This is a genomic window from Flavobacterium sp. (assembly GCF_027484705.1).
In the GTDB taxonomy this organism is placed as follows: Bacteria; Bacteroidota; Bacteroidia; order Flavobacteriales; family Flavobacteriaceae; genus Flavobacterium.
On record NZ_JAIXSL010000010.1, the window covers coordinates 116,177 to 137,922 of the forward strand.

12 protein-coding genes and 1 tRNA gene are annotated in these 21,746 nt (G+C 41.1%); 8 read left to right on the top strand and 5 right to left on the bottom strand.

Annotated elements, in window-relative coordinates:
* Nucleotides 1-10: 10 nt before the first annotated feature.
* Both Q0058_RS05750 and Q0058_RS05755 read left to right on the top strand, forming a co-directional pair.
* Complete coding sequence (locus Q0058_RS05750; RefSeq protein ID WP_298221805.1) at nt 11-5,155, top strand: T9SS type B sorting domain-containing protein; 5,145 nt, start codon at nt 11-13, stop codon at nt 5,153-5,155.
* A gap of 10 nt (nt 5,156-5,165) precedes the next feature.
* A complete protein-coding gene (locus Q0058_RS05755; RefSeq protein WP_298221807.1) occupies nt 5,166-6,089 on the top strand; it encodes an alpha/beta hydrolase-fold protein in 924 nt (307 codons plus the stop codon).
* Between the two features lie 129 nt (nt 6,090-6,218).
* Here the strand turns inward: Q0058_RS05755 and Q0058_RS05760 are convergent, their stop codons facing one another.
* On the bottom strand, nt 6,219-9,704 hold the full coding sequence (locus tag Q0058_RS05760; protein ID WP_298221809.1) for a fibronectin type III domain-containing protein: 3,486 nt from the start codon (nt 9,702-9,704) through the stop codon (nt 6,219-6,221).
* A 605-nt stretch (nt 9,705-10,309) separates the two neighbouring features.
* Here Q0058_RS05760 and Q0058_RS05765 point away from each other — a divergent pair.
* Both Q0058_RS05765 and Q0058_RS05770 read left to right on the top strand, forming a co-directional pair.
* Entirely contained in the window at nt 10,310-11,917 is a 1,608-nt protein-coding gene (locus tag Q0058_RS05765; RefSeq protein WP_298221811.1) for a histidine kinase, read from the top strand.
* 9 nt (nt 11,918-11,926) lie between these two features.
* Nucleotides 11,927-12,646, top strand: coding sequence for a LytTR family DNA-binding domain-containing protein (locus Q0058_RS05770; RefSeq protein ID WP_298221813.1), 720 nt, complete (start codon nt 11,927-11,929; stop codon nt 12,644-12,646).
* 253 nt (nt 12,647-12,899) lie between these two features.
* On the opposite strand, the gene typA is transcribed toward Q0058_RS05770, so the two are convergent.
* A complete protein-coding gene (typA, locus tag Q0058_RS05775; protein WP_298221815.1) occupies nt 12,900-14,696 on the bottom strand; it encodes a translational GTPase TypA in 1,797 nt (598 codons plus the stop codon).
* A gap of 164 nt (nt 14,697-14,860) precedes the next feature.
* Here typA and Q0058_RS05780 point away from each other — a divergent pair, with 164 nt between their 5' ends.
* Together Q0058_RS05780 and Q0058_RS05785 are read left to right on the top strand one after the other, a co-directional pair.
* Nucleotides 14,861-16,576 carry a PAS domain-containing sensor histidine kinase gene (locus Q0058_RS05780; RefSeq protein ID WP_298221817.1) on the top strand — a complete coding sequence of 572 codons (1,716 nt, stop codon included), beginning with the start codon at nt 14,861-14,863 and terminating at the stop codon, nt 16,574-16,576.
* A gap of 6 nt (nt 16,577-16,582) precedes the next feature.
* Nucleotides 16,583-16,996, top strand: coding sequence for a response regulator (locus Q0058_RS05785; protein WP_298221818.1), 414 nt, complete (start codon nt 16,583-16,585; stop codon nt 16,994-16,996).
* A 50-nt stretch (nt 16,997-17,046) separates the two neighbouring features.
* On the opposite strand, the gene rpsT is transcribed toward Q0058_RS05785, so the two are convergent.
* The 3 genes from rpsT to proS all read right to left on the bottom strand — a co-directional run bounded on the left by rpsT (nt 17,047) and on the right by proS (nt 18,957).
* Nucleotides 17,047-17,298 (bottom strand): 30S ribosomal protein S20, encoded by a 252-nt coding sequence (gene rpsT, locus Q0058_RS05790; RefSeq protein WP_298221821.1) that lies wholly within the window; start codon nt 17,296-17,298, stop codon nt 17,047-17,049.
* A gap of 30 nt (nt 17,299-17,328) precedes the next feature.
* Nucleotides 17,329-17,400 (bottom strand) — tRNA-Glu (locus Q0058_RS05795).
* A 78-nt stretch (nt 17,401-17,478) separates the two neighbouring features.
* Entirely contained in the window at nt 17,479-18,957 is a 1,479-nt protein-coding gene (proS, locus tag Q0058_RS05800) for a proline--tRNA ligase (RefSeq protein WP_298221823.1), read from the bottom strand.
* Nucleotides 18,958-19,058: 101 nt separating this feature from the next.
* Here proS and Q0058_RS05805 point away from each other — a divergent pair, with 101 nt between their 5' ends.
* Nucleotides 19,059-20,009 (top strand): hypothetical protein, encoded by a 951-nt coding sequence (locus tag Q0058_RS05805; RefSeq protein WP_298221825.1) that lies wholly within the window; start codon nt 19,059-19,061, stop codon nt 20,007-20,009.
* Nucleotides 20,010-20,078: 69 nt separating this feature from the next.
* Entirely contained in the window at nt 20,079-21,581 is a 1,503-nt protein-coding gene (locus Q0058_RS05810) for an outer membrane protein transport protein (protein WP_298221828.1), read from the top strand.
* The last annotated feature ends 165 nt before the right edge of the window (nt 21,582-21,746 follow it).

Sequence of the window (21,746 nt, forward strand, 5' to 3'; positions counted from 1 at the left end):
ATTTTATCGAATGAAAAAACAATACCTACTATTTTTTCTACTTTTTACTATGGGTTGTTTCGCCCAATTTAGTAAGATTCATTACATTCCGCCATTATCGGGAACCAACGATAGTTCAGGCAGCGCGCAGGAACAATACCTTTACATTTCTACCCCAACGGTTACTCCGGTAAACTTCAGGATTATACAACTTGGGGGTGCCATCATCAATGCGACGGTTTCTAAAAGCACGCCTTATGTTTTTGATTGCGGATTTGGCACCAGCACCCAACTGATGGTTGAAAAAACCGATGTCAATGCTATACTTTCCAACAAAGGATATATGATTGATGCCGATGATTTAGTCTACGTATCGGTGCGTGTCATAGCAGGGAACGGCAACCAGTCTGGAGCGGTAATTTCCAAAGGATTGGCAGCCTTGGGAACGGAATTCAGGATTGGGTCGTTGCTCAATACCGATGTGGGACTTTCTTTCGGTTTAAGGCATTATACTTTTGTGTCCATTTTGGCTACGGAAAACAATACAAGGGTTGATTTCAGTGCTATCAAACCCGGTGTGATTTTAATCAACAATGCTGTTGCCGGCAATACCCCATCATCCATCAATTTAAATAGCGGCCAGAGTTTTGTGATGGCCGTCGAAGGCCCAAATAGTCCGTTCGATCCGGATCAACTGGTTCCCAACAGAGATGGACTTATAGGGGCATTAATAAAATCAGACAAACCCATTGCCGTCAATTGCGGCTCTTTCGCAGGAACTAATGCCGATAACAATCTTGACTTAGGGTTCGATCAGATTGTTTCTGTGGAAAAAACCGGAAAGAATTATATTTTCATCAAAAGTACCGGTGCCAATGTTGTCGAAAAAGTACTACTTGTAGGGCATACCAACGGAACCGAAGTCCGCCTCAACGGCAACACAGGAGCTTACGATTATTTACTGAATGCCGGTCAATACCTAGCGCTCGATGGCAGCCGTTTTAATGCGCAGGGCAATCTATACGTAGAAACTACCGAAAACGTATTTGCCTACCAGACCATAGGCGACGACAGCAGAGTTGATTACGCCAACCAGGAACTTTTCTTTGTTCCGCCACTGAGTTGTGAAACGCCAAGAATCATCGATAATATTCCGTTGATCAATAAAATCGGTAGCAGGACTTATTCGATAGGACGTGTCACAATGATTACGGAATCCGGGGCTACGGTCAATTTTGAAATTAATGGTGTTCCATACACTTTGGCCGCACTTAATTCGATTCCGGGTGTAATTGTCATTGGCCCTACGATTGTTCCTACAGCCTTACAGAATTATGATACTTATGTCATTACAGGATTGTCGGGAAATGTGAGCGCTTATTCTACGGGGGAACTTTACTTAGCGGCTTATGCTACTGACGGAGCTGCGACTTTTGGTGGGTTTTATTCCGGCTTTATATTCAAACCTGAAATCACGTTCAACCTGCTCAATGTCACGCAAAACAATTGTATTCCGAATGCGGAACTCAGAGTCAGTTCGTTGAGTTCTTTCGATTTATTTCAATGGTATTTCAACGGAAATCCTATAGCCGGAGCCAATCAGAATTTTTACAATCCGTTACAACCCGGTAAATATTTTGTCAAAGCAGCCATTTCCAATTGCGGGACTAATAATATTTCCTCCGATGAAATCCCAATCAGTTCCTGTCCAACCAACTCCGACAATGACCTCGCCAACGACAACGTTGATACGGATTTTGATAATGACGGCATCTCGAATTGTAATGAATCCTTAGGAGATCAACCCATAGATTTATCAAATGCAACTTCCATTACCGTTACTACATCCGGCAGTGTATCGCCACAACCCGTTCCTTTTTCAGGCGCGAGCAATGGCAATTTCATTACACGGACGCCTATCGGCAAGAATAACGCAGTTACTTTTCAAAAAACATTTTCAGTACCTACGAATATCTCTTTAGAATATGTAAATACTGCGCTGGCATCTGATTTACCAAACTCGAATGCAGAATTCATAGTCACTTCCGACATCAATAAAACGATCACGTTGCTCAATCCGAATGACCAATTGTTAGTCGATACGAATTATGATGATATCTATGAAAGTGGCGTCACGAGTTATTCATCTTATGAAATCCGTTTCAGGATGAACAGTGCGATACCTTTAGTACCCGGTGCGGGAACCTTCCGATTCAAATCAGCAGCGACCTCTAACATTACATTCACACACACGAATTTATCCGATGCCACAGACAATAATGCTACCTTCAGGATTGTAGAGACTTGCGTTTCAAAAGATTCCGACCTCGATGGCGTTGCGGATGCTTTTGATCTCGACAGCGACAACGACGGTATTCCGGATCAAGTCGAAGCTATTGGAAACAACACCATCATACTTTCAAATACCGACGCCAACCAAGACGGAATGGATGATGCTTTCGGGAGCGGAATAACGATAGCCGATTTCGATGGTGATGGTGTATCCAATTTCTTAGATCTGGACAGTGATAATGACGGAATATTCGATCTAACAGAATCTGGGAATACAAGTAGTGATGCCAATGTGGATGGAATTATCGACGGCCTTCCGTCATCGTTCGGAGCCAACGGATTGAACAATGCGCTTGAAACGGCACCGAATTCAGGAACTTTAAATTATTCCATCACCGATACTAATGCAGATGGTATTAGAAACTACCTCGCTTTAGACAGCGATGCAGACGGCTGTAACGATGTCATCGAAGCGGGTTACTTAGACCCCAATGGCGATGGCGTTTTAGGCAATACTCCAGCGGTCACCAATACGAAAGGTTTGGTGACTTCTGCTATAGGTTATACTGTGTTGCCTAATAATAACTACATCACCAGTGCGCCAATAACCATTACTGCTCAGCCAGCCGTAGCGACATTCTGTACTTTGCAAAGTTCGTCCATTGTCATTGAAAGTACACAGGTGGATTCTTATCAGTGGCAAATACTGACCACTAGCGGATGGACCAACATTGTCGACAATGCCAATTACGCCCAAAGCAACACGCATGAACTGCAGGTTATAGCGGCACCGGCCAGCTGGAATGGCAACAAATACCGGGTCATCCTTCAAAAAAATGGCAACAGCTGTAATTTGATTTCTGCCGATGTGACGCTTTCTTTGTATCCGCTTCCTGTGGTGGCTTCTCCTACTACTTTGGTGCAATGCGACGACAATAATGATGGTTTTACGAGAGTCAATTTAAGGGAAAAAGAAAGTGCCATCGCCAATGTAGCCAATCGTGTTTTTACTTATTACAAATCCTATAGCGCTGCCAATGCCGGAGATGAAACGAGTCCGGATTTCATCAACAATCCTCTAGGTTATTTTACCAATTCGACTGTAATTTGGGTAAGAGTTGTTGATCAGCTTCATGGCTGTTTCAATGTGGCGGAACTTCTTGTTTCCGTTTCTTCCACTCAGGTACCGTCGAATTTTAACCGAAAATTTTACAAATGCGATGATTATTTGGATCGGTTCGGAAACAACAATGCCAACAACGATGACCATGATGGCATTGCTACTTTCAATTTCAGCAGTGTCACCGCCGATATCATTGCGATACTTCCTGCTGCTACGGGTTACAGGGTCAAGTATTATAAAAACTATCAGGACGCCGCCATGGAAGTAGATGCTTTAGGCAACAATCTAGAAATATCCCAAAACCCTTCGAGTGCAGAAAATATCTATCATTACAGGAACATCGATTATCCGAGTCAGCAGCAGATTTGGGTGCGTATTGAAAGTATAGGAGATAACGCCTGCTACGGGCTTGGGCCGTTTGTGAATTTATATGTTGAGGCGCTTCCGATTGCCCATCCCTACAACGACGATAATATCATCAGAAAATGCGATGACGATCATGACGGTATTTTTGCGTTTGACACCTCGATACTCGAAGCCGTAATTTTGGACGGACAAACCAATGTGGTGGTGACCTATTTCGATGACGCCGGAAGCCCATTGCCTAGCCCATTGCCAAATCCTTTCGTTGTTAATACTACCAAAACCATCACGGTTAAGGTTTCTAACGCCTCAACTTTTGATCCCAACGGCCCTTGCTTTGACGAGGAAACCCTACAGTTCATTGTTGACGATTTGCCGCAGGCTTTCCCTGTAAACACGAGTTTATTTTCAGTTTGTGACGACGAAGCCGATCCGGTTTTGCAGGATGGCATGTACGGTTTTGATACAGCTACCATCGAATCGCAAATCCTCAATGGCCAGACGGGTATGGCAGTCAAATATTTTAACGGAAGCGGACAACCTCTGCAAAGCCCGTTGCCAAATCCTTTCATCACGAATTCACAAAATGTGACCGCGGTAGTCGAAAATCCGATCAACAAAACCTGTCCGGCGAGCCTTGTGCTTCCTTTTGTAGTCAAAGCGACGCCTAAAATAAAACTAATCGGGCGCGACCTCATTTGTTCGAATAATCCTGCCTTTTATACGGAAATCAATGCGGCCATAGTAGATGGAAGTTCGATTTCCAATTATACTTTCCAATGGTATCTTAATGGAGCGCTCATTCCCGGAGCTACAAACTATACCCTCGATGTGAATGTTGCCGGAACCTATACCGTAGACGTCACAACGGTTTTAGGTTGTATGAAAACACGAATCATCGATGTAGTCGCTTCAGATATCGCCCATATTGACGCTATTAATATTATTGATTTGACGGATTCCAATTCCGTGGAGATTATCGCTAGCGGTAGTGGGATTTTGGTGTATAGCCTTGATGATCCGGAAAATTTTCAAGGCTCGAATCTGTTTGCGGATGTGCCTTCGGGAATCCATCAGGTATACGTAAAAGACATTAACGGTTGTGGCGTTGTCGGACCTATAGAAATTTATGTGTTGGGCATTCCAACCTTCTTCACGCCCGATGGCAATGGCATCAACGATACTTGGAACCTGAGAGGCAGCAGCGACAATTTTAATAAGAATGCCAGAATACGCATATTTGACCGCAACGGAAAATTCATCAAAGAATTTTTCGGCGCTGACAATGGTTGGGACGGAACTTATCACGGGCGTCAATTGCCTTCGGAAGATTATTGGTATGAGATTGTGCTTGAAGATCAACGGGTGTTCCGAGGCCATTTCAGTTTAACGCGATAGGTTAGTTTTTATGAAAAAATATTTCGCCTTATTGCTCATGACCTTTACATCCATCAATGCACAAGAAGTGAAAGTGACTACCGGTAAAGTAGTGCGTTTCGCGAATTTCAAATCGCAATTTGTGGATGCCCGAAATGTGGATGTTTGGCTGCCCGACGGTTATTCTGAAAACAACAAATATGCGGTTTTGTATATGCATGACGGGCAAATGCTGTTTGATCCTGAAACCACCTGGAACAAACAAGCCTGGCAAGTGGATGCCATTGCCGGGAAATTGATTGCTGAAAAACAAATTCAAAAGTGTATTGTTGTCGGTATTTGGAATAATGATAAAAAAAGGCATCCGGAATATTTCCCGCAGAAGGTTTATGCTACTTTCTCCGTCGAACAGAAAAAATTCATCTCCGATGTGTTAATCAAAAGAAAAAAAATAGACAGCGAGTTCCATCCTATTTCCGATAACTATCTAAAATTTATTGTCACCGAACTCAAACCCTATATTGACAAAACCTACTCCACTTTCACCAGTCGCAAACACACTTTTATCGCGGGTTCAAGCATGGGCGGATTGCTTTCGTTTTACGCTATTTGCGAATATCCGGAAGTGTTCGGCGGGGCTGGTTGTCTTTCTACGCATTGGACCGGAATATACCAGAACAATGACAATCCGATTCCAGATTCGATTATTTCCTATTTGAAAGTTCACTTACCCAATCCAAAAAGCCACAAGATTTATTTTGACCACGGAGATAGAACCTTAGATAGTTTGTATCGCCCATGGCAGGAGAAAGTGGATGTTGTGATGAAGGCAAAAGGGTTTGCATCTAAAAATTGGTCGACACAATTCTTCTCTGGAAAAGACCATTCGGAGCAATCTTGGAGAGAACGTCTGGACATTCCTTTACAGTTTTTGTTAGGGAAGTCGCTGCCCTAGCCCGGATGGTAATAGCATCCTTGGTTTGCGGGGTTCGCAAACCAAGATATCATGGACAGCCGGAATAGCTTCTGAAAATAAAAAAACCCACTCTTTCGAATGGGTTTCTTGTTTACATGATGAAAGTTTCTAGTTCTTAATGATTTTAAAAGTTTCATTGGAATGGCCCACAAAAACTTTGACCAAATAGATTCCTGCAGTATAGCCTGACATATCGATGATGGCATCGGTGGAATTAATCGTTCGTTGTTGTATATGTTGCCCAACGATATTGGTAATTTCTATGCTTTTAATTACTTCAGTGTTGGTAATGTTTAACAGCGAAGATGTTGGATTTGGAAAAACCTGCAAACCTTCAATCTGGTTTTCATCTACCGAAAGTGCGGTGGTACATTTGACGGATTTGCTTCTGAAATTGTTGTCCGTTCCGCAAGTGGCATTTTTGTGCGCAAAGAAACGAACGGTTCCCGAATTGGTTCCCGAAGACCAGACCAGTGGCGTTACTCCGCTAGCTAAGACCGTCGTATTGGTAGCGTTGGCAATAGTGATGAAATCGGTCGCAATGGAACTTGTGAAAGTATATTGCTTATTGCTTTGAATGGCAACATTGGCGTATTGGGAAGCCCCGTTGAAATCATCAATCAATTGATTGGTGTTGTTGCAATTGGGCACGAAAGTATTATCCGGATACAATCCGAACGTGGCTTGGTTGCAACTGGTTACACTACTCGTCGTGAAACTACCTCCAACAGCCCAAGTACTTTTGGTACTGCCACAATTGCTTCTAACCCACCAATAGTAAGTCGCATTTGGTTGTGTATTGGGTGGTACTACCAAAATCGAAGTAGCGCTTTGGGTGCCACTTGGAATAGAAACCGCAGTAGGCGCTACGTTATTGGCTCTTACTAAATAATCAAAATCCTGAATAGGTAAAAAGGAAGGTGTCCAATTTAACCTTACCGTCAAGGGTGCTATTTGATCCACAAACAAATTAGTGGGCGCCGAACAAGTAGTAGTCGCAGCATTGCAAGTGATGGATCGGGTTCGTTCCAGTTGTTCGTTCCCACAGGAAGTATCGGTATGAAAGTAATACCGAATGACCCCAGCATTGGTTCCTGATAACCAAACCAAAGGCGAAATGCCACTCGTGTAAACCACGGTTGCGGCTTCATTAGTGATGGTGATATGATCAGTGGCTACAGCACTGGTAAAAGTGTATTGTTTGCCAGCCAGTATGTTGACCAATGAATATTCTCCCGCATAAGCATCGGTTACAATGGTTTCTGCAGTTCCTGAACAAGCAGGTGTGAAAGTGGTTGATGGATAAAGTCCGTAAACGGCATCGGTGCATTCGCCCTGAATAGTTGTAGTGAAACTGCCTCCCGAAACCCAAGCACTTTTGGTAGTCCCGCAATTGGAACGTACCCAAAAATAGTAAGTGGTGTTCGCAGTCAGGTTGATTAATGATGCCGAAGTTTGGGCGATACTGCCTACTGGAGTTGTAGATGCAGTTGGAGCTGTACTTGTAGTCGCAAAATAAACATCGTATTGCGAAGGAGCAGGCACCGCGGCAATCCAATAAAGGTCTGCAGAATTGTCGCCAATGTTAGAACTTGACGGACTAGAAGGAGGCGTACATGATGCCGCAAGCGTAGTAAAACTTCCTCCCGAGATCCAAACACTGTTGGAAGTCTCACAACTCGAACGCACCCAAACATAATAAGTCGTTGAAGCGCTCAAGCCGCTAATATTGACGTTGTTGCTCAGCGTACTTCCTGAGGGAGTAGTCGCATTGATCGGAGCCGTATTAAGGGTACTGTAATAATACTGATAGCCATAACTTGGCGTGGTACTCAACGCCTGCCAATTGATCTGAGCCGCATTACTACTGATGTTGGAAGTGGTCACATTCGATGGCGCATTGCATACCGCAACGGCCGTAGTCATGAAAGTAAATCCTCCAACCCAAGGGCTCTGCAATGATCCGCAATTAGAACGCACCCAAAAATAATAGGTCGTGTTGCTGTTCAACCCTGCTACATCAATGCTCGTAACTGCCGAATACTGAGTGGGTGCTGTTGTAGTTGATGGTTGTATACTACTAGTACTGTAATATACCTGATAACCATTGCTAGGTGCCGGATTGGCCGCAATCCAGGCTAAAGTAGCGGAGGAACTCGTCACTGAATTGACCGATAACGAATTCGGGGTGGAACAGGTCGGCGTTGGTGTGCAAGAAATCGATCTCGTCCTGCTGGTGATATCAAAACCACAATTGGAAGAAGTATGAAAATAGTATTTGATCTCTGTTGTATTCGCTCCCGAGGACCAAACCAAAGGCGTTAATCCGCTGGCATAAATAAAATCAGTAATATCGTCTTGAATGGTGATATAATCTGTGGCTACGGAACTTGAAAAAGTATAAGTTCGATTAGGCAAAATGGAAACAACGGAGAATTCGCCAGCACGACCAAGCGGCGTAATGACTTCCGGAGTGCCTGTGCAGTTCGGCGTAAAGGTCGCAGCAGGGTCTTGTCCGTAAATAGCAACAAAACAGCCCGTAGGATTTGAAGGTAAGGTGCTAAAACTACCGCCAAAGGTCCATTGACTTAAATTTACGTCGCATTGCTTTCTTAGCCAGTAATAGTAAGTCGTGTTTGCCGTTAAACCCGTAATAGTCGTATAAGTAAAACTTGTTCCTCCATTAGGAGCGGCGTTGATGCTTGGCGTAGCACTACTAGTACTGTAATAATATTGATAATTCCCATCAACCGATGGCGAACTATCGGTCCAACTCAAATTGATTTGATTGGCTTCTACGGATGAAGCAACTATTGAAACGGGAGCACCACAATCTGACGCCGGTAATCGCGCAGTTATCGAGCGAACACGATTGATCTGCTGCGTATCGCACGACGAATTCGAAGAAATATAATACCTGATTTCACCATTGTATCCGTTTGAATTCCATGTTAGTGGCGTGGGGCCATACGCTAATATCGTATTTAAGGATTGATTGGTAATCGTAATATAGTCAAAAGTAGCCGAGGTTGAAAAAACATATTCTCGATTGGCAAGCACATTGACTTTAGAATATTCGCCGGCAAAGGCATCCGAGTTGATGATTTCCGGATTCCCTGTATAAAGTGGTGTAAACGCAGTGGCCGGATACAATCCGTATGGCGCTACCGGACAACCGGTTCCGGGACTTAGCGTTCTAAAAGTCACAGAACTTCCCCATTGACTGTATAAATTTCCGGTGACCGTGCCGCATTTTGAACGAACATAGAAAAAATAAGTCACATTGGATTGGAGCCCGGGCAATGTGACCGAATTGCCATTGACAGATCCAGTCGGTGTCGTGCTTGCACTTGGCGGAAATACACTACCCGTTAGATAATACTCATAACCATACCATGGTCCCGGACTTGGTGAGGTCCAGGTGATTGTTGCGCTATTCGAAGACAAAGACTGAATCGCACGATTCGTCGGACCTCCGCATGGCGTTTGGGCATAAAGCGACACGTTTAAAAATAATATGAGCGCCCACAAAACTCGAAATTCAAATTTTGGCCTGCTGCTACTTGACTTTTGTAAATTGTATTTTTTTTTCATTTTAGTGTTTATTTAGTCATTTTTTATCCTAATTCATTAAACATTTGACCCTAAAATTAAAGAACAAATACAGCGTAAACTTATCGACTTGAAATGCGTAGCCGATTACTTTAAATGTGCGGCAAAATCAATGGTAACTGCAAGAAAAATATACCTGAACCCTTTTGTAAACATTTCTTAGTGTTCTGCTATTTCTTTTATTTTAAAAGCGTTCGCCAAGATTAAGGCGTTTTCAAAAAATGACTCGTAGGACACCTAAAATGCGCAAATTAGCAAATGAATAAAATCGTAGATATATTTGTCTGTCAATCAAAATAAAAATGAGTTTAAGACTATTTATATTTATTGTTTTAACATGCTCCTTCATCAGTTGTCAGAATAATACCGTTGTTTTGAATAACAAAAAAAATGACGATTTGAACCGGCTGTTTTTTCATAAAGGAAAATGTAGTACAGCATACTATCATAAAAAGGTAGCATCACTTTTATATCAATACAAAGGCAATGCGGATCCACTCATAAACGCCAAATTATATTACTACCAAGCAAAATATAATTATGAGAAAGGGAATGATTCGTTAGCAGCATGCTATCTAAAAAAGAGTATGCCAACGCTGTCACAATACGAAAGTGATAATTATCTGATGCTCATTGACGGTATTAGCATTCAAGGTTATTTAGAATACACTGCCGGTAATTATAATACCGCAAAACAATATTATAAACAAGCGGTTTATTTTGGCGAAAAGTACTTTACAACCGATACCACCAGTCAAAAATATTCATTGGCGGCTTTTGAAGGTTATGGTGCTGTAAATCGGATTTTGAATGATTATAAAACAGCAACAAAGTATATTCATAAAACCATTGAGCTAGCGGAAAAATACCATGATTACGAAAGAATCATTACGGCCAATTCAGACTTAGCGCTAGTGTATACAGACACCAAAAAGTATGACCTTGCTTTGTTTCATATTAAGAAAGCGGAAAGCCTGGCTTTGACCAAAAGAAAAGACTTATTACCCTTGGTTTACAATCATTTTGCTTCGGTGTATCATGCTAAAAAGGACCTCAACCAAACACTGTTTTATTTCAAAAAAGAACACGAGGCTGATCCTGAAACTTCTGAAACCGATAAAGCGATCAATCTTTCGTTAGTGTATTTGGAGCTTCACGAACTGGCACTTGCCAAACCGTTAGTGGTCTTTCTGGAAAAAGAATATTTGAACAATCATCTTTTAGACTATGATAGAATTCAAACTTTGGAGCGCTTAGTAAAATATTACACCCAAACAAGAGATTTTAAAAAAGTAGCTTTTTACTTTGATCTTTACGGTGAAGAACTTGATGCGTTTACGAGGGATGAGCAGCAGGCCACTACAGAAGATTTTATCAAAAAATATGATTTGAAAGCCAAGGAAGACCACATCAATCTTTTGAATCAAAAGAACCAATTGGCAGAAAATCAATTGTCGCAAAAAAATATTGCGATACTCATTATCGTGCTGGCTTTGCTGCTCATCGTGGCGATTGGACTATCCTTATATCTTCAGCAGCGCAATAAAAACCTGAAAGTAGAAAAACAGCTGCTGATTATGGAAGACACTTTGCTCAGAAGCCAGATGGAACCGCATTTTGTGTTCAATGCTTTGTCGTCGTTGCAGGGTTTGATTTATGAAAAACAGAACCAGCTCGCGGTGAAATATTTGTCGAAGTTTGCGCAGCTCTTGCGTTTGAGTTTGGAACACAGCCGCATGAAATTTGTGCCTTTCAAATCCGAAATCGAATCGGTTGAAAATTATCTGGAATTGCAAAGCTTGCGTTTCAGCAATCATTTCAACTATACCATTTCCGGCAATCTGGAAGCTGTAGGAAGTGTGTCAATTCCGCCGCTGATGATTCAGCCGTTTGTTGAGAATGCGATTTATCACGGTTTTGCCAATCTTGATTATCAGGGCGAATTAACAATAACTTTCGAAAAGCATTCGGATTACGTTAGTTTTACGATTGCCGACAATGGTTCTGGAATAGAAGCTTCTAAAAACAATACTGATAAAACCAAAACTTCGCTTTCTACGACCATCACGATGGAGCGTTTGAAATCGCTTGTTCATACAAAAAACAAAATCGATTTTCTCGAAATAAAAGACAATCCTGACGCGCCATCAGGAACCGTTGTCTTGCTGAGATTGCCTTATGTCCAAACCTTTTAACCCGAAATTATGCTAAGAACCATCGTCATAGAAGATGAAGATTTGATCCGGAAAATGATCGTCAACATGGTCAAAAACATAGACGCAGTCAATTTTATCGGCGAAGCGGGTTCGGTGCACGAAGGCGTCATTCTCGCCGAAGCCACACAACCTGATTTGATTTTATTAGACATTCAGCTCAGGGATGGCAGTGGTTTTACTTTACTCGAAAAACTCATGACCAAGCCCAAAGTCATTTTCATCACTGCTTACGATGAATATGCCATCAAAGCGATCCGATTGGGTGCGCTGGACTATCTCTTAAAACCGATTGATGAAGAAGAACTCGAAAAAGCCATCCGGAAAGTTTTTCAGCAAAGCCAATATGCCGAACCGTTTTCAGAAACCGCTGCAATGCTGAGTGAAAACGCCAATAAATTATTGCTCCGCACGCAGGAAGGATTGCATATCCTTCGAATGGAAACGATTTTGTATTGTCATGGCGAAGGTTCCTATACGCAGTTCCACCTCAAGGACGGCAGCAAAATCATGGTGTCAAAACCGCTAAAAGAATACGATTCTTTGTTGCCGGAAAATCAGTTTGCACGTTGCCATCAGAGTTATATCGTGAATCTGAATGAAGTGAACCGCATCGATAAATCGGACTTGATCATCATGACGAACCGTGATGAAATTCCGTTGTCGTCTCGCAAAAAAAAATGGTTTATCGATAGTTTCTTTTCGTCTTAAAGCAACTTTTGAATGCGAATGCCCTAACCCTGATAATTTGATATTAAGAGGAGGAAGTCCAGTGGACTTCAGGTATTATTTTAGCTTATTTGAAAACATAATGTCTTTATTTAACTAAACCCCAGCCCGGATGGTAATAGCATCCTTTGTTTGCGGGGTTCGCAAGCAAAGATATCATGAACAGCCGGAACAGCTTCTAAAAACAAAAAACCCACTCTTTCGAATGGGTTTCCTTATCAATATAACTTTCAAATTAGATTTTGAAACGTTTTCTGTCGTTCTCTGTCAAATAGATTTTTCTCAAACGAATCGATTTTGGTGTCACCTCAACATATTCGTCTTTTTGAATGTATTCTAAAGCTTCTTCCAAAGAGAAAATGATTGGCGGGATGATTCTGGCTTTTTCATCATTTCCTGACGAACGTACATTCGATTGTTTTTTGGCTTTCGTCACGTTGATGCTCATATCGTCGCTGCGGGAATTTTCTCCGATGACTTGTCCTTCGTAGATTTCATCATTTGGATTCACGAAGAATTTACCACGATCTTGTAATTTATCGATAGAATATGGGATTGCTTTTCCGTTTTCCATAGAGATTAACGAACCGTTGTTTCTTCCAGGAATTTCACCTTTGTAAGGTTCGTAACCGATGTAACGGTGCGACATGATCGCTTCTCCAGCAGTTGCAGTCAAAAGTTGATTTCTCAAACCGATAATTCCGCGTGACGGAATGTTGAATTTGACGATCATACGTTCTCCTTTGGCTTCCATGCTGAGCATTTCTCCTTTACGGATTGACACGAATTCTACGGCACGGCCTGAAAGGCTTTCTGGTAAATCGATGGTTAGTTCTTCAATCGGCTCACATTTTTTACCGTCAATTTCTTTGATGATTACTTGTGGTTGTCCGATTTGTAATTCGTAACCTTCTCTTCTCATCGTTTCAATAAGTACCGACAAGTGAAGAACACCACGACCGAATACCATGAATTTATCGGCTGAATCGGTTTCGCCCAATTTCATCGCGAGGTTTTTCTCGAGCTCTTTGGTCAGACGATCTCTAATATGACGAGACGTTACAAATTTCCCTTCTTTTCCGAAGAAAGGCGAATCGTTGATTGTAAACAACATACTCATCGTTGGTTCGTCGATGGCGATGGTTTGTAAGGCTTCTGGGTTTTCGAAGTCGGCGATCGTGTCTCCAATTTCAAAACCTTCAACACCTACAATCGCACAGATATCTCCGGCGATCACGCTTTCTACTTTTTTACGGCCTAAACCTTCAAAAGTGTGTAATTCTTTAATTCTTGATTTTATGATTTTGCCATCTCTTTTTACCAAAGAAATCGGCATACCTTCTTTTAATTCGCCTCTTTCCAAACGACCAATCGCGATACGACCGGTGAACGAAGAGAAATCTAAAGACGTGATTAACATTTGTGGTGTTCCTTCAGAAACTTTTGGCGCTGGTACGTTTTTGATGACCATGTCCAACAAAGGTTCGATGTTTTCGGTTTGGTTTTTCCAGTCGTCCGACATCCAGTTGTTTTTGGCAGAACCGTAAACTGTTGGGAAATCGAGTTGCCATTCTTCAGCACCCAATTCGAACATTAAGTCGAATACTTTTTCGTGCACTTCTTCCGGAGTACAGTTTTCCTTATCTACTTTATTAATAACCACGCAAGGCTTCAAACCCAAGTCAAGTGCTTTTTGCAGTACGAAACGGGTTTGTGGCATTGGCCCTTCAAAGGCATCTACTAGCAAACAAACGCCATCAGCCATGTTCAACACACGCTCTACTTCGCCCCCAAAATCGGCGTGACCCGGAGTATCGATGATGTTGATTTTGGTTCCTTTATAGACTACGGAAACGTTTTTGGAAGTAATCGTAATTCCTCTTTCGCGTTCGAGATCGTTGTTGTCTAGGATCAAATCTCCTGTGTTTTCGTTGTCGCGAAATAGCTGACAATGGTACATGATTTTATCCACCAAAGTTGTTTTACCGTGGTCGACGTGGGCAATAATTGCAATGTTTCTAATAGATTCCATCTGTGATTTTTAATGGGCGCAAAGGTACACTTTATTTTTAGATAAAAAATCTTTATTTCCCAGTTTACCTTTTGTTAACTTTCTGTGCAATAATTTGTTCAAAACTATAGCGAACTTTACCGGGACATTTTATAAATAATCAATAAATTATTTATATTTGAGTAATGAAAAATAAGGCCAATAAAATTACCCTGCTGTACATTCTTTTTTCCATGCTGTTGGCAGTAGTAAGTTATTACGGCTTCAATAGTTTTCATACTACACAAGATCAGGTTTTACTTGATTTCAGTTTCATCAAAGACATTGTTTTCATTATTATTTCCGGAATCATTTTTAAAGTCGTATTGACAAAAAACGATTACCGCAACAGCCGTACTTTTGAAAAACTTCAGGCGATTAACGAAGAAATCAAAGCTTCGAACGAACGCTATGATATTGTAGCCAAAGCGACAAGCGACACGATTTGGGACTGGAAAATTCAGGAAGATGATTTCATCTGGAACAAAGGAATTCAAGGCGTTTTTGGGTATAAGAAGGAAGACGTCGGCAAGACTTCGAAATGGTGGTTTGACCGAATTCATCCTGAAGACAGTATTAAGATGTCGATTAAGCTGTATTCATTCATCGAACAGAAAACCGAAAAATGGCAGGATGAATACCGTTTCAAATGCGCGGACGGAACTTATAAATATGTTTTTGACAGGGGATTTCTTGTGAAGGATGACGCTGGTAATGCGATTCGTATGATTGGAGCGATTCAGGATGTCACCAAACAGAAAGAGGAAGAACAGCGACTTAAATTGCTCGAAACCGTGATTACGCAAACCAAAGATGCCGTAATCATTACCGAATCGGAAAAACAAAGCAAGACGATTCCTAAAATTGTATTCGTCAATCCTGCTTTTTCGGAAATGACCGGCTACAAACCTGCGGAAGTGATTGGAAAAACGCCGACGGTTTTTATGGGACGGAAAGCAGTGAAAAATGATATCGCTAAATTATCCAAAGCTTTAAAAGGGAAGGAAGAATTTAAATTCGAGACTTTGAACCACACCAAAACTGGTGTTGAATATTGGGTCAATTTTTCAATGATTCCGATCACGAACCAGGAAGGCGAACATTCACACTGGATTTCGATACAGCGTGACATTACCGAAGAAAAGAAACAGGAAAAAGAGAAAGAACAGCTGATTCGGGAACTGACGCAGAACAATAAGGATTTGAAACAATTCTCATACATCACTTCGCACAACCTTAGAGCGCCATTATCGAATTTGACAGGCTTGTTGAATCTGATGCATGAAATTCCGGTTGAAAATCAGGAATTGCGCGAGATTATCAATGGTTTTTCGACCTCGACAAATTTGCTCAACGAGACCATTAATGACTTGGTGAAAGTGGTGATCATTAAGGACAATCCATCAATCAACAAGGAAGAAGTTTTAATAAAGGATGTGTTTGAGAATGTTTTCAACCAATTGAGTTACCTGATTAGCTTACACAAACCTATTCTGAAGATTGAGCTTGAAAGAGTGACCATCCTCAACATCAACAAGGCGTATCTGGAAAGCATCCTATTGAATCTGTTTACCAATGCCATCAAATACCGATCGCCCAAAAGAACTTTGCGAATTTTTGTTTCTTCGAAAGAAATCGACAACCAGATTGTTTTGATTTTTAAAGACAACGGAATTGGAATTGACCTGGAACGCAATGGCGATAAAATCTTCGGGCTTTACCAAAGATTTCACAATTATTCCGACAGTAAAGGTTTGGGATTGTATCTCGTAAAATCGCAGGTGGAATCGATGGGCGGAACCATCAGCGTGGAAAGCGAAGTGGACAAAGGCACTACATTCACCATAACATTTAAAAAATAAACCAGTATGCTTGATTTAATTTTGTGTGTAGACGACGACCCTATTACACTGATGCTTTGTAAAATGGTGATCAACCGGTCCGATTTTGCGAAGGAACTGATTACAGCGCAGGATGGCGAACAAGCATTGAATTATTTTGACGAATTGAAATTAAACAATTTAGGCACGGAAATAAAGCGTTATCCCGAATTGATTTTCCTTGACCTCAATATGCCGGTCATGGGCGGTTGGGAGTTTTTGGATTATTTTGCGAAACAAGAATATCGCACACAGTTTCCTAATTGCAAGGTGATTGTTTTGTCTTCAACCATAGATCCTGAAGACATCAGTAAAGCAAAGACTTATCCTATGGTTCTCGACTTTTTATCAAAGCCCATTTCAAAGGAAATGCTTGAGGATTTAAAGAAAACATTGGTATAAAAAAAACGCTCCAAATATTTGGAGCGTTTTTTTATAGATTCAAAATACGATTACAATTTTGCAACGTGTTTTGTTAGCTTAGATTTCAAGTTAGAAGCTTTGTTATCGTGGATCACATTTTTCTTAGCCAATTTGTCGATCATAGAAATTACGCCAGACAATTTAGCCGAAGCATCTGATTTATCGGTAGCCATACGCAAAGCTTTAATAGCGTTACGAGTGGTTTTATGCTGATAACGATTAAGAACTCTTCTTTTCTCGTTACTTCTGATTCTTTTTAAAGCTGACTTATGATTTGCCATTTTGTTTTTTTCTTAAAATTTATTTTTTTGTAGCCCGTAGGGGAATCGAACCCCTCTTACCAGGATGAAAACCTGGCGTCCTAACCGATAGACGAACGGGCCATACTTCTGTAATGCGGATGCAAAAATACAACTATTTTCTATTCGCACAATAGCTAAAGTAATTTTTTTTATTTTTTTTTAGTAGGCCTTGGCGAACAGTACTCTGCCTGAGGATTTTGCGCCTGAAAAAACACAATTCCCAGCCTCATTTTTTCCATTTAAAGGGATACAACGGATGGTTGCTTTGGTCAAATCCTTGATTTTTTCTTCGGTTTCTGCAGTTCCATCCCAATGTGCAGAGATGAATCCGCCTTTGTTTTCAAGAACGCTTTGAAATTCCTCAAACGAATTGACTTCGGTAATATGTGATTCTCTGTAATTTAAAGCCTTGTCAAAAAGGTCTGTTTGGATTTTTTCGAGCAATTCACTGACATAATTTACGATACTGTCTTTGGCAACGATTTCTTTGGACAGAGTATCACGGCGCGCGACTTCAAAAGTTCCGTTTTCCAAATCTTTTGGCCCTACGGCGATTCTGATCGGCACGCCTTTCAATTCCCATTCTGCAAATTTGAATCCTGGTTTTTGGGTCGTACGATCGTCGTATTTCACAGAAATCCTGAGCTTTTTCAATTGGACTGTCAGTTCATTGACTGCTGAAGTAATTTCATTGAGCTGTTCGTCAGATTTGTATATCGGGACAATAACCACCTGAATCGGCGCTAAATTTGGAGGCAATACCAATCCCTGATCATCAGAATGCGTCATTACTAAAGCGCCCATCAAACGCGTTGAAACGCCCCATGAAGTTCCCCATACATATTCTTGTTTCCCTTCCGCATTGGCAAATTTGACATCGAAGGCTTTGGCAAAATTCTGTCCTAAAAAGTGCGAGGTTCCGGCTTGTAATGCTTTTCCGTCCTGCATTAAAGCTTCAATACAATACGTTTCTTCGGCCCCTGCAAAACGTTCGGTTTCAGTTTTTAACCCTTTAATCACGGGAATAGCCATGAAGTTCTCTACGAACTCGGCGTATACATTCATCATTTTCTCCGATTCTTCAATGGCTTCTGACTTAGTGGCATGCGCGGTATGTCCTTCCTGCCATAGAAATTCAGCCGTACGCAAAAACAAACGTGTACGCATTTCCCAACGTACTACATTCGCCCATTGGTTGATTAGTAAAGGTAAATCTCTGTAAGACTGCACCCAGTTTTTATAGGTTGACCAGATAATTGCCTCACTTGTCGGACGCACAATCAGTTCTTCTTCTAATTTGGCATTCGGATCGACCATTAATTTACCTGGTTTGTCCGGATCGTTCTTCAATCTGTAATGTGTAACGATAGCGCACTCTTTAGCAAAACCTTCTGCATTTTTCTCTTCCGCTTCAAACATGCTCTTCGGAACAAACAAAGGAAAATAGGCATTGCTGTGTCCGGTTTCTTTAAACATACGGTCGAGTTCAGCCTGCATTTTTTCCCAAATGGCATAACCGTATGGCTTGATGACCATACAACCTCTGACGCCGGAATTTTCGGCAAGATCGGCTTTCACAACCAGTTCGTTGTACCATTTTGAATAATCTTCAGATCTTGTAGTAAGGTTCTTGCTCATAGCTGTGTATTGGCATAAAAATTGTTTAACTTTTTTTAACTAAATAGTTTGGCAAAACTAACTAATTTTGTGTTGTCCGACAATAAAAAAAACGGTTGACTATGAAAACTAAATATTTCTCAGCACAAAAAAATTCCGCCTATTTCATCCTTGGAATTTTGACCATATTAGCGACTTCCTGTGGGACTTACCAAAACACTTCCTATTATGACCGTGATGGTATATACGGAAGTTCAGAACCCCAAAACAGAACCGCTTCGGCTTCTAAAAATGATGTCGAGAACAGCCATTACAAAGATTATTTCAGTTCCTTACAAGATAATCAGGGAAAAGAGGAGATTTTCAGTGACGTAGAAAGTTACAGTTCCAATAATTATAATGATGACAACAGCAATCAGGGATACACCTCAAGCTATTCGGATTGGGGCTCTTCTGCTGACAATATAAATGTCAACATTTACGGTAATAATTGGGGATGGAACTTAGGCTGGGGATGGAACTTAGGCTGGGGATGGAATTCTTGGTATGGCCCAGCATATTACGGTTGGGGATATAACCCATGGTATAATCCTTATTATGGATGGGGTTACGGATGGAGCTCTTACGGAAATTATTATTCAGGATATCACAGCCCCTATTATCAGCCTTATTCTCATGGTATCAGAAATTACTCAGGACCGGGTCGGACTTATTCGACTAATCCACAAGGCGGTATCAGAACCAATAATTCGAACAGTAACGGCACTAGAAACTATAGCTCAGGCACCCGAAATTATAATTCCGGAGTGCGAACCAATACAGGTAATAACAGTAATACCCAATACGGAACCCGACCAACCAGAACCATCACAAGAAATCCGAATACTGTAAACAACAATAATTACAACAATGGCAATACCACGCGTTCATACAATAATGCCTCAACCAGAACACCGTCGAATCCGCCAAGAAACAATAATTACAATTCGACACCCACAAGGTCTTACAGTTCGCCATCGCCAAGTTACAGTGGAAGTTCCAGTCCTTCAAGATCTGCAGGTGGAAGAAGATAAAACCAATAATAATTTTACCTACGCTTTTGAGCACCATCAATCGCGTAGTTTTTTTTTGAAAAAATAATGATGAAAAAATATTTTGCCCTACTGATTGCCGGATTGAGTTTTGTTAATTTACAAGCCCAAACTATTGCAGACGCCTTGTTGTATTCTCAAGACCAACTGACCGGAACTGCCCGTTTCGGAGCTATGAGCGGTGCTTTTGGTGCTTTAGGGGGAGATTTTTCTTCCATCAATGTAAACCCTGCTGGAAGTGCCGTGTTCTCTAACAATCAAGCTGCCATTACTTTTACCAACTACAACAAAAAAAATAATTCGGAGTATTTCGGATCAAAAATAAGCACCAGTAATACTGCATTTGATATTAATCAAGCTGGTGGTGCGCTGGTTTTTATAAATTCCGATGAAAAAAATCCGTGGAAAAAATTTGTGCTTTCTGTAGATTATGAAAACACTTCCAATTTTGACAATGCTATCACAACCTTCGGAACCAATCCAAACCAATCCGTAACAGATTATTTTTTAAGTTATGCAAATCCGGGATTGTATAATTCAAATATTTCGGAAACTATGATTAGCGGCACCAATAACTTTTATGAATTTTTACCAGATTTCAGAACACAACAAGCTTTTTTAGGTTATCAAGCTTATGCGATCAATCCTATAACCCCAGATAACAATACCTATGAGGCGAATGTTACCGCAGGAAATTTTTATCAAGAAAACTACATTGACTCTAAAGGTTATAATGGTAAAGTGGCGTTTAATGTTGCAGCACAATATACCGACCGATTTTATTTCGGTTTAAACCTGAATAGCCATTTTACAGATTATGAAAAATCAACACTTTTCTTTGAAGAAAATGACAACAACCAAACTAGCGGAATCAGGAATTTACAATTTGAAAACTACACGCACACCTACGGAAATGGATTTTCATTCCAATTGGGTGCTTTAGCAAAACTGACTTCTTCTTTAAGAGCCGGTTTGGCTTATGAATCACCCACTTGGTATCAGTTGACCGATGAGCGAATACAAATTTTATCAAGTATACGATATACTCCTACTGCCATTGGTGCAACGATAAGTTCAGATCTTTTTAGCACTCCAACTTACAAACTCCAAACAGCAAGCAAATGGACTGGAAGTTTGGCTTATGTTTTTGGAAAGAAAGGATTAATCAGTGTTGATTACAATATCAAAAATTATAGTAACATTGCTTTTAAAACCCGTGGTTATTATTTTAATACTATCAATGCGAACGGTGATAATGTATTACACGCCGCAAGTGAACTGCGCATCGGTGGTGAATACCGCATCAAGGAATGGAGCTTGCGCGGCGGGTATCGTTACGAACAAAGCCCATATAAAGACAAGAGAATCATGGGCGACTTGGCCGGATTCTCTACCGGATTCGGGTATCATTTTGGCACCACAAGATTGGATTTATCGTACGCCTATTCCCAAAGAAAATCTCAGGAACCGTTTTTCACGCAAGGGTTTACAGCGGCTCCGAAAATAAAAACCGAAAACAACAATTTCGCCTTGACTTTGGTTTTTGAGTTGTAACTTTTCAAATCAGCCATAATAAAACGACCGTCACGATTTCATGATGGTCGTTTTTTTAGCCCTGATGGCAGCGGTTATCCTTTTGTGCCGGCTTTCGGCGCAAAAGATAGTAGCGGACAGCAGGTTCCCGGCTCCTTAAAATTTAACTTCATATTAGGCGATAAG